This is a genomic window from Ruminococcus sp. CAG:57 (genome assembly GCF_000435935.1).
Taxonomy (GTDB): domain Bacteria; phylum Bacillota; class Clostridia; order Oscillospirales; family Ruminococcaceae; genus Hominimerdicola; species Hominimerdicola aceti.
Genome location: NZ_FR890695.1, coordinates 64,510 through 74,249, shown reverse-complemented (window position 1 = coordinate 74,249; position 9,740 = coordinate 64,510). Strand labels below are relative to the sequence as shown.

The following is a 9,740-nucleotide window of genomic DNA, read 5'->3' as shown; positions in this document are numbered from 1 at the left end:
GCGCCAAGGTCAGTTTCACCGTATTTCTCTTTCTGCTCCAAAACAGTGGCAACTACAGTTGCATACCATTCAGTAGAATAGAAAAAGTTAATGAACCCAGGACCTGCCACTTCACATCTTGCAAAGTATGAGCCGTTAAGGTCTATCTTTGATACGATAGCTTCTGCTATTTTTCTTGGATTGTTTCTGAAAGGTCTTGCACATACCATTGCGGCATTAGTGGAAACGTCACCGTTTTTTGAGTCGGCAGGTATCTCCGTATTAAATGCAGGAACAGGCTCTGCTGGAAAAGTTCCGTCTGCAACAAGCTCGCCCATAGCCTTCATTACAAGCTCCTTAGCCTGAATAAATGCGTCGCTTATGAGATTAGTCATATTATTTTTCCGTCCTTCCAAATATAATTATGCGACAACATTTGCCGCTTTTACTTCTATAGCTATCTCAAAATCACCGATATAGCTTGAATTGACATCTAAAACATAGTGAAAGAAAAGCATTCCACCGTTTTCGTCAAGATCTGATCTTATGGTTTTAGCGGTTATGCCTATCATAAAATCACCGTATGGAGTGCCATAAACGCAATGCTGCTTTTCGCCTATATCAACAACAAGATTTGCTTCAACCGTTCCGGTTCTGTTCATAGTCACCTTGCGGCAGCCTTCGGTTTCTAGCGTTGTAACGCTTCCTTCAAATCCTGTTGCCTCAGACTCCTCATACGATATGCGATATCCTTTTTCGGTTGCTTCATAAAGTCCTGCTGAGATAAGCTCTGTTTCTTCTTTTGTATTACCGTCGCTTTGACGGCTAACAAGTTTTATTGATACTTCCTTGCTGGTCAAATAAAATCCTCCAGTTTACAGCTTTAGGCTGCATTTTGATATTTGTGCATTGATATTGTTTCCGAGAAAACGTTCAACATTCTCAGAAAACAGCTCAACGCTGTCGGTACAGTAAAGCTCAAGGCTCTCACGCTCTTCTCTTTCAGCCGTATCATCGCTGTATGAAAGGGAGTTGAGTGCATATTTCGCAAGCTCTGCACCTGATGAAACAAGTGTTACACCCTCGCCCATTATATCTGAAATTAGTTCAGTGAGGTGTGGATAGTGAGTACAGCCGAGAATAAGCGTATCAACGTCTTCTTTTTTCATTATTTCAAGATACTCCTGTGCGATATATCTTGCAGGCACGCAATCGGGGGCAGTATAGCCATTCTCTACCAGTGGTACGAACATAGGACAAGCTTTGCCGACCACCTTGATGTTAGGGTTAATGCTTCTTATAGCTTTGCCGTAAATGCCGCTCTTTATGGTCGCACTTGTGGCTATAACGCCTATCCTGTTATTCTTTGTAGCAGAGCAGGCAGCCTTTACAGCAGGCTCAACAACTCCGCTTATGGAGATATCTGACTTTATATCCATTGCAGGCAATACAGAAGAAACTGTACCGCAAGCAACGAGTATCATTTTAACGTTATGCTGTTTAAGAAACTCTATATCCTGTCTGGCATAGCTCATTATAGTCTCTCTGCTTTTTGAGCCGTATGGCACTCTTGCCGTGTCGCCAAGATAAACGATATTTTCATTTGGCAGAAGCTTTATAAGCTCTTTCACACAGGTAAGCCCGCCAACTCCTGAGTCGAAAACTCCAATGGCGGCGTTATTCATAATCAACCTCCGCCTTATCAAGTGCCAGCTTGATAAGCTTATCTTCCTGCTGTGCAGGGGTCATTCCCTCGTACTGCATAAGCTGTGGATACATACTTATAGGCGTGTGACCTGGGAGAGTATTTATCTCGTTAAGAATAACAGTGCCGTCTTTCATAAGGAAGAAGTCTACTCTTGAAAGTCCGCTGCAGCCCATTGCTCTGTATGCCTTGACAGCCGTCTTTCTTATTTCTTCAATGCTCTCCTCGCTCATTCTTGCAGGGATAAGCGTTTTGGAAGCGGCGTCATTATATTTTGCGTCAAAATCGTAAAACTCGTCATTTGCGGAGCATACTTCACCGACAGTTGAAGCAAAAGGCTCGTCATTGCCCATTACCGCACACTCGCACTCCATGCCTACTATAGTTTCTTCTACAATGACCTTGCTGTCATGAGCAAATGCAAGCTTGATAGCAGATTTAAGCTCGTCTCTGTTTTTAGCTTTTGAAACGCCCACCGAAGAACCACAGTTTGCAGGCTTGACGAACATAGGATAGCCAAGCTTGCTTTCCATTTCGTCACACTTTTTGTCAAGATGTGAAAGCTCTGAGGTTATAATGCCTACCCACTTTGCTGTCTTTATGCCGTTTGCGTCAAGAACAGTGTGTGTAAGTCCCTTATCCATGCAGTTTGCAGAGGATATGCAGTCACAGCCTACAAATGGTATCTCAGCAAGCTGAAAAAGCCCCTGAATAGTGCCGTCTTCACCGTTCTTTCCGTGAAGGACTGGGAAAATAACGTCAACTTTTACATTCTGATATTCGCCGTTTTCGCCAAGAGCGATAAAGCCCTTGTGAAGAGGGTCAGGGCTGAGAACGCATGGAACATTATCAGGGTGCTGTTCCCATTTGTTTGACGCAATATCGTCAACATCTCCTATATATTTCATCCAGTGACCTTTTTTTGTTATTCCGATACAAATAACATCATATTTGTCCTTTGGTATACTCTTTATAACGTGAGTTGCAGAAACAACAGATACGTCGTGCTCGTTTGATTTTCCGCCGAAAATAACGGCAACTCGGATCTTAGACATAAAAAATCGTCCTTTCTGAATTAGTATCATAATATTATAACATATTTCCGCTAAAATTGCAAATCTTTTTGTGCCAAAATATACGCAAAACTGCCTTGAATATTGTGTTTATTGCATAAGGCAGGACTATTTGCCGTAGGCAGCGACTTTTTCAAAGCTAATATTGCCACCGAATATATCCAGTGCTGAGCCTATGGTGAAATCTATCTTTCCCCTGCCGAGTTCTTTTAGCGTATCGAGGTCATCAAATGAGGAAATGCCGCCTGCATAGGTCGATGGAATGGTGCAGTATTCTCCCATTATCTTTGCTATCTGCGGCTCAATTCCCTTCGCTTTGCCCTCTGTGTCAACAGCATGGATAAGAAATTCATCGCAGTATTCTGAGAACATTTCTAGGGTCTGGCTGTTCATTTCAATATCGGTGAATTTCTGCCAGCGGTCTGTCACAACGTAATACTTCCCGTCCCTTTTGCGGCAGGAAAGATCTAGCACAAGTCTGCTTTTGCCAACGGACTTCACCAGTTTGTTCAGATTATCGAAATTAACAACACCGTTTTTGAAAACAAAGCTCGTTACGATAACATGGCTTGCGCCCTTGTCAAGAAATTGTGCGGCGTTTTCGTCATTTATTCCGCCGCCTATCTGCAATCCGCCCTCAAATGCGGATAATGCACTGTAGGCTTGTTCGAGGTCTGCGTTGTAAAATTCGCTGCCGACAGGGTTTAATATAATAATATGTCCCCCCGTCAGTCCGTATGACTTATAAAGTTTGCCATAATAAGCGCCGTCATATTCTGAAACGAAGTTATCCACAGCATAATTGTTTTTGTCAGAAAGGCTTCCGCCCACTATCTGTTTTACATTACCATTATGGATATCTATGCAAGGTCTGAATTTCATTGCTCTCTCCTATCTGAATTTTCTCATGTATATCACCAAAACTATATCATTTCCGTTTTGGACACGTTGACAATATACTTGATGATCTGTATGCTTTTCGCAGAAGCTGTCAAAAACTTTGCTAAGCCCTTTGATATTTTCCTCATTGAAGTTCGTGTCTATCTGGTCAGTTTCACTGAATTGAAAATCGCTCATATCTGACGTTACCGCCACGCTGTCCTGCATATTATCCAAAGCCTTTTCCATAAGGCTCTCTATCTCATTTACTGAGTTTATATGCGTAATTGTCTGCGTAATATAGCTGAACTTTGTACTATCTGTATCAGGAAGCTCTGTATCGTCCCAGACGTGTTTTGTTTTCATGTATTCTTCTGAGACGTTAAAATACTTGTGCCTTACTGGTCTATCCGTAAAGTCAGGGATAGGGTCGTCCCAGCAGACGTCAACATAATACCAACTACCGCCTATCTGAACTATGTTCCATGAATGATCGTCGCCCTCAAAATCTGTGGCGTATATGGTCTTGCAGGGTATTTCCAGCATATCCATAAAAAGCTGAAATGTTGTGGAATAGCCTGAACATATTGCTTTTCCGTTTATAAGACAGCCATATGGATTATCAGAGTTTGGCAGGCCAATACCAAGCGCATTGAGATGTGCTTCGTCATAGCTTGCACACTGCACTATAAAGTCATGTATGGCAAGCTCTTTTTCATAATCGCTCATGTCAGGTGTGATAAGTTTTTCAATGGCTGAAACGGCTTTGTTGTATATTTCAAGCTGTTTATCATCAAGATTTGCTGTATTGCCTGAGAGATAAGCCTGAGATATAGGCGTGCTGTCATAGTATTTATCATTGACGCTTTCGCTGTCAGCACTTGATGATGTAGTCACGGCAGAGGAATTATCCACAACTGTTGTGGGCTTTTGTGACTCTGTACAGCCTGTAAGACATAGTATCACTGCTGATAATAATATCAAAACAGTTTTTGCTTTCATGCTTTTCACCGCCTTGTTTTCTCTGATAACACAACTATTATATAATATACGCTTTGCCGTGTCAAGTAAGGATATCGTAAGAAATGAAAATTTATACAGTAAATTGACGTATACCATGCAAAAACATGCACTAAAACGCTATAAAATCAAGCAAATGTTTATATTTACCTTGACAAAAATCGCAATTTGTTATAAAATATTAATATCAGTTATTTTTGAAAGGATTGTTGTTACAATGGGACTTACTTTAACAGAAAAAATACTTAAAGCACATCTTGTTGACGGCGAATTTGTTAAGGGTCAGGAGATCGGTATCCGTATCGACCAGACGCTTACTCAGGACGCAACAGGTACAATGGCTTATCTTGAATATGAGGCAATGGGCGTTCCTCGTGTCAGAACGGAAAAGTCTGTAGCTTATATCGACCACAACACGCTTCAGTCAGGCTTTGAGAATGCCGATGACCACAGATTTATCGGTTCTGTCTGCAAGAAGCACGGCATTTATTTTTCACGTCCCGGAAACGGTATCTGTCATCAGGTACATCTTGAGCGTTTCGGTATACCAGGTAAGACCCTTATAGGTTCTGACAGCCACACTCCAACAGGCGGTGGTATCGGAATGATCGCTATAGGTGCAGGTGGACTTGATGTTGCAGTTGCAATGGGTGGTGGTGCTTATTACATCACATATCCTAAGATAGTAAAGGTAAATCTCACAGGCAAGCTTTCTCCATGGGTATCAGCTAAGGACGTTATCCTTGAAGTTCTCAGAAGAATGTCTGTAAAGGGCGGCGTAGGCAAAGTTATAGAATACTGCGGCGAGGGCGTAAAAACACTTACAGTCCCTGAGAGAGCAACTATCACAAATATGGGTGCTGAGCTTGGTGCAACTACATCTATCTTCCCTTCTGACGAAACAACACTTGCATTTCTGAAGGCTCAGGACAGAGCTGACGTATGGAGCGAGCTAAAGGCTGATGATGACGCTGTTTATGACGAACAGATAGATATCGATCTTTCACAGCTCGTACCACTGGCTGCCTGTCCTCATTCTCCTGACAACGTTAAGAGCGTAAATGAGATCGGAAAGCTTAAGATAGATCAGGTTTGTATCGGCTCATGCACAAACTCTTCTTATGTTGACATGATGAAAGTTGCTCACATTCTTAAGGGCAAGACAGTTGACCCTAGCGTTTCACTTGCAATCGCTCCAGGCTCAAAGCAGGTACTTAACATGATCGCTGAGAACGGCGCACTTGCTGATATGATAGCAGCAGGCGCAAGAATACTTGAATCCGCTTGCGGCCCATGTATCGGTATGGGTCAGTCACCTAACTCAAAGGGTGTTTCACTTAGAACATTCAACAGAAACTTCGAGGGACGTTCAGGTACAAAGGACGGTCAGATCTATCTGGTATCACCTGAAATGGCTGCTGTTTCAGCTCTCACAGGCTACCTCACTGACCCAAGAACACTTGGAGATATGCCTGAGTTCAAGCTTCCTGAACATTTCAAGATAAACGACAATATGGTTGTTCCGCCAGCTGACGAGGCTGATATGGACAGCGTTGAGGTTCTTAGAGGACCAAATATCAAGCCTTTCCCACAGACTTCACCGCTTGATGACAGCATTGATTGTCAGGTATCACTTAAGGTGGGCGACAATATCACAACCGACCACATCATGCCGGCAGGTGCGAAGATACTTCCACTGCGTTCAAATATCCCTGCTATTTCACAGCACTGCTTTACAGTATGTGATGAGGACTTCCCAAGACGTGCAAAGAACATGGGCAAGTCAATAATCGTTGGCGGCTCAAACTACGGTCAGGGCTCATCAAGAGAACACGCAGCACTTGCTCCTCTCTATCTTGGCATAAAGGCTGTTCTTGTTAAGAGCTTTGCAAGAATACACAGAGCTAATCTTATCAACGCAGGTATCCTTCCGCTCACATTTGTAAATGAAGCTGACTATGACAAGATAAATCAGGGCGATGAGATCGTTCTTGCTGACGTTCGTGCAGATGTTGAGGCTGATATGTCTAAGCTTACTGTTGTGAATAAGACAACAGGTGTTGAGATACCAGTTCTCTGCGAGCTTACAGGCAGAACAAAGGATATCATTCTCGCGGGCGGTCTGCTTGACTACACAAGAGAACAGCTCTCAAAATAATAAAGTCTGATATGTAGGTCCCTATGGGATTTTCTCGAAACTTTTCGGCACAAAGGACAGCACTCTCAAAGGTGCTTGCATATGTATGATAGATATTGACAGCGACAGCTATGAGCTTATCATTGCAAGTCTTGACGTTTACAAAAAGATATCTGCGATAGCTAAAAACAACGGATATTCCATTATTACTTTATAGGAGGTCTTACCAATGGCAAAAATTCAGATGAAAACACCGCTCGTTGAAATGGACGGCGACGAAATGACCAGAATTATCTGGCAGGATATAAAGGATATTCTTCTTACTCCATATATTGACCTTAAAACAGAATACTATGACCTTGGTCTTGTTCATAGAAATGAGACCGACGATCAGGTAACTGTTGACTCTGCAAACGCTACAAAGAAATACGGCGTTGCTGTTAAGTGCGCAACTATCACACCTAACGCTGCGAGAATGCCTGAATACAACCTCAAGGAAATGTGGAAATCCCCTAACGGCACTATCAGAGCTATCCTTGACGGAACAGTTTTCAGAACTCCTATCCTTGTTAAGGGTATCACTCCATACATTCCTACATGGACAAAGCCTATCACTATCGCTCGTCACGCATACGGCGACGTTTATAAGAACGTTGAAATGAAATGCCCTGCTGGCTCAAAGGCAGAGCTTGTTTGCACTGACAAGGACGGCAAGGAAACTAGAGAAACAATTTACAACTTTGAGTGCGACGGAATCATTCAGGGTCAGCACAACAAGTCAACTTCTATCGCTTCATTTGCAAGAGCTTGCTTTAATTTTGCACTTGATAAGAAGCAGGATGTTTGGTTTGCTACAAAGGATACTATTTCAAAGAAGTATGACCACACATTCAAGGATATCTTCCAGGAGATATACGACAACGAGTACAAGGCTAAGTTTGAAGCGGCTGGTATTGAGTATTTCTACACTCTTATCGACGACGCTGTTGCGAGAGTTATTCGCTCAAACGGCGGTTATATCTGGGCCTGCAAGAACTATGACGGTGACGTAATGTCTGACATGGTAGCTACAGCATATGGCTCACTGGCTATGATGACTTCTGTTCTTGTTTCACCTGACGGCATTTATGAGTACGAAGCTGCTCACGGCACTGTTCAGAGACACTATTACAAGCACCTCAAGGGCGAAGAAACTTCTACAAACTCAGTTGCCACACTGTTCGCATGGACAGGCGCTCTGAGAAAAAGAGGCGAGCTTGATGACCTGCCTGAACTTATGAACTTTGCTGATTGTCTTGAAAAGGCAACTATCGAAACTATTGAAGACGGTGTTATGACAGGTGATCTTTATCTGCTTTCTACACTTGAAAATAAGAAGAAAGTAAATACAGTGGACTTCCTTAAGGCTGTTGACGAGAGACTTAAAAAGCTTCTGGGTTAATTTTCATATCACAAATATTAAAAGCTGTAGCACTTTGCGGTGTTACAGCTTTTTTTAATAGAATATTATGCCGAGAAAGGCGGAGCTTACGATAATTGTGATCGGTGAAAGCTTGAATTTCTTCAGTTTCAAAAGAAGCACATCTGCCAAGGCTATGAGCAGGAATATTATCAACGCTTTATAGTCAAAAGCAGGCTTTGAATTTATGGTGGTGATATTTAGCAGTGAAGATAAAGCCATTGTAATGCCAGTGGCGAGTATCATTGCAACAACGCAAGGACGAATGCCTGAAAGCATTGCTTTTACCCCTGAGTATTTAAGCAAATCCTTCATGATCGAAGCTATGATGAATATTATCACGAACGAAGGCAACACAACGCCAAGAGTGGCTATCAATCCGCCTATGAAGCCTGCCTGCGATGAGCCTACAAAGGTCGCCATGTTCACGGCAAGTGGTCCAGGGGTGGACTCAGATACGGCAATAAAGTTCACAAATTCGTCCTCACTGAGCCAGCCAAAGGTAAGAACTTTTTCACGGATAATGGATATCATTCCATATCCTCCGCCGAATGACACTGCGCCTATTTCAAGAAAAATGAGAAAAAGTTTGAGATATATCATTTTATTGTACTTCTCTTTCTGAGGGTTTTAATCAGATACACGGCAATGCCCACAGCACCACTTATGATAATATAAAATACTGATGAAAACTTCACAGAAAAAAGTGTGAAAAGTATCATCATTATGAAAACTCCAAGCATTATAATTTTGTCAAGCAATGTGTTATCAAGTGCTTTCAACATTCTTAGTCCTGCAGTAAGTATAAGATATATTACACCCACCTGAATGCCACGGAATCCAGCGTAGACTACTTTTAAAGACAGAAATTTGTCAAAGAAAAGTGATATTATGTAGATTATAAAAAACGACGGTATGCACACACCGACAGTTGCCGCAATAGCACCCCGCACACCGTCTATTTTGTAGCCGATATATGTAGCACTGTTTACAGCAGTTGGTCCGGGGGTGGACTCTGATATAGCTGTCATATCGAGAAATTCTTTTTTATCAAGCCAATTTTTGCGCACACAAAATTCTGTTTCAAGCAAGGCTATCATTGCATATCCTCCGCCAAAGGTAAAAACGCCTATCTTAAGAAAGGTCAGAAACAATGTTCTTATATTTGAATTGTCATTTTTCAAAAAAACTCACCTCTTTTTATATTATAACGAACTTGTCCTAGTAAGTCAATGCTTTTATTAGCATTTGCTGATTTATTACGAAACATTAAAATAATCTATAATTATGTGTAAAACAGTTGACAATAGTCGATATATGGTGTATAATATACTTTGTTAAAATTAAATAGCCTTATCAAGAGTGGTGGAGGAAACAGGTCCTGTGAAGCCCAGCAACCTAGCGTTAGTTAAGGTGCTAAATCCTGCGGTTATTTCCGAAAGATGAGGAAATTGAGTAATTTCAAGCGTTTCGGAATGAAGCGCTTTT

The 9,740-nt window shown here is 41.9% G+C and carries 9 protein-coding genes, 1 pseudogene and 1 riboswitch; of the genes and pseudogenes, 2 read left to right on the top strand and 8 right to left on the bottom strand.

What is annotated here, in order from left to right:
• The 6 genes and pseudogenes from QVO88_RS02210 to QVO88_RS02185 form a co-directional block, all read right to left on the bottom strand.
• Positions 1 to 374: pseudogene (locus QVO88_RS02210) on the bottom strand (arginine--tRNA ligase); the annotation flags it as partial.
• Positions 375 to 401: 27 nt separating this feature from the next.
• On the bottom strand, positions 402 to 839 hold the full coding sequence (locus QVO88_RS02205; protein ID WP_022286901.1) for a DUF1934 domain-containing protein: 438 nt from the start codon (positions 837 to 839) through the stop codon (positions 402 to 404).
• Positions 840 to 854: 15 nt separating this feature from the next.
• Positions 855 to 1,664 (bottom strand): glutamate racemase, encoded by an 810-nt coding sequence (gene murI / locus QVO88_RS02200; RefSeq protein WP_022286900.1) that lies wholly within the window; start codon positions 1,662 to 1,664, stop codon positions 855 to 857.
• Positions 1,657 to 2,739 carry a D-alanine--D-alanine ligase family protein gene (locus QVO88_RS02195; RefSeq protein ID WP_022286899.1) on the bottom strand — a complete coding sequence of 361 codons (1,083 nt, stop codon included), beginning with the start codon at positions 2,737 to 2,739 and terminating at the stop codon, positions 1,657 to 1,659. The genes murI and QVO88_RS02195 overlap by 8 nt, the downstream gene beginning before the upstream one ends.
• 126 nt (positions 2,740 to 2,865) lie before the next feature.
• Entirely contained in the window at positions 2,866 to 3,639 is a 774-nt protein-coding gene (gene hisA / locus QVO88_RS02190) for a phosphoribosylformimino-5-aminoimidazole carboxamide ribotide isomerase (RefSeq protein ID WP_022286898.1), read from the bottom strand.
• Between the two features lie 9 nt (positions 3,640 to 3,648).
• Positions 3,649 to 4,638 (bottom strand): transglutaminase domain-containing protein, encoded by a 990-nt coding sequence (locus QVO88_RS02185; RefSeq protein ID WP_022286897.1) that lies wholly within the window; start codon positions 4,636 to 4,638, stop codon positions 3,649 to 3,651.
• Positions 4,639 to 4,873: 235 nt separating this feature from the next.
• Here QVO88_RS02185 and QVO88_RS02180 point away from each other — a divergent pair, with 235 nt between their 5' ends.
• Positions 4,874 to 6,814 (top strand): aconitate hydratase, encoded by a 1,941-nt coding sequence (locus QVO88_RS02180; RefSeq protein WP_022286896.1) that lies wholly within the window; start codon positions 4,874 to 4,876, stop codon positions 6,812 to 6,814.
• A 208-nt stretch (positions 6,815 to 7,022) separates the two neighbouring features.
• Complete coding sequence (locus QVO88_RS02175) at positions 7,023 to 8,234, top strand: NADP-dependent isocitrate dehydrogenase (protein ID WP_022286895.1); 1,212 nt, start codon at positions 7,023 to 7,025, stop codon at positions 8,232 to 8,234.
• A 54-nt stretch (positions 8,235 to 8,288) separates the two neighbouring features.
• On the opposite strand, the gene QVO88_RS02170 is transcribed toward QVO88_RS02175, so the two are convergent.
• Positions 8,289 to 8,855, bottom strand: coding sequence for a chromate transporter (locus QVO88_RS02170; RefSeq protein WP_022286894.1), 567 nt, complete (start codon positions 8,853 to 8,855; stop codon positions 8,289 to 8,291).
• Positions 8,852 to 9,436: a chromate transporter gene (locus tag QVO88_RS02165; RefSeq protein WP_022286893.1), complete on the bottom strand. Its 585-nt coding sequence runs from the start codon at positions 9,434 to 9,436 to the stop codon at positions 8,852 to 8,854. The genes QVO88_RS02170 and QVO88_RS02165 overlap by 4 nt, the downstream gene beginning before the upstream one ends.
• Before the next feature lie 166 nt (positions 9,437 to 9,602).
• A riboswitch (SAM riboswitch) is annotated at positions 9,603 to 9,701 on the top strand.
• Positions 9,702 to 9,740: the final 39 nt, after the last annotated feature.

What these genes read in the sequence shown, in the direction of transcription:
- murI (WP_022286900.1), bottom strand. Translation starts at nt 1,664, where the DNA reads ATGAATAACGCCGCCATTGGAGTTTTCGACTCAGGAGTTGGCGGGCTT.
- QVO88_RS02195 (WP_022286899.1), bottom strand. Translation starts at nt 2,739, where the DNA reads ATGTCTAAGATCCGAGTTGCCGTTATTTTCGGCGGAAAATCAAACGAG.
- hisA (WP_022286898.1), bottom strand. Translation starts at nt 3,639, where the DNA reads ATGAAATTCAGACCTTGCATAGATATCCATAATGGTAATGTAAAACAG.
- QVO88_RS02185 (WP_022286897.1), bottom strand. Translation starts at nt 4,638, where the DNA reads ATGAAAGCAAAAACTGTTTTGATATTATTATCAGCAGTGATACTATGT.
- QVO88_RS02180 (WP_022286896.1), top strand. Translation starts at nt 4,874, where the DNA reads ATGGGACTTACTTTAACAGAAAAAATACTTAAAGCACATCTTGTTGAC.
- QVO88_RS02175 (WP_022286895.1), top strand. Translation starts at nt 7,023, where the DNA reads ATGGCAAAAATTCAGATGAAAACACCGCTCGTTGAAATGGACGGCGAC.
- QVO88_RS02170 (WP_022286894.1), bottom strand. Translation starts at nt 8,855, where the DNA reads ATGATATATCTCAAACTTTTTCTCATTTTTCTTGAAATAGGCGCAGTG.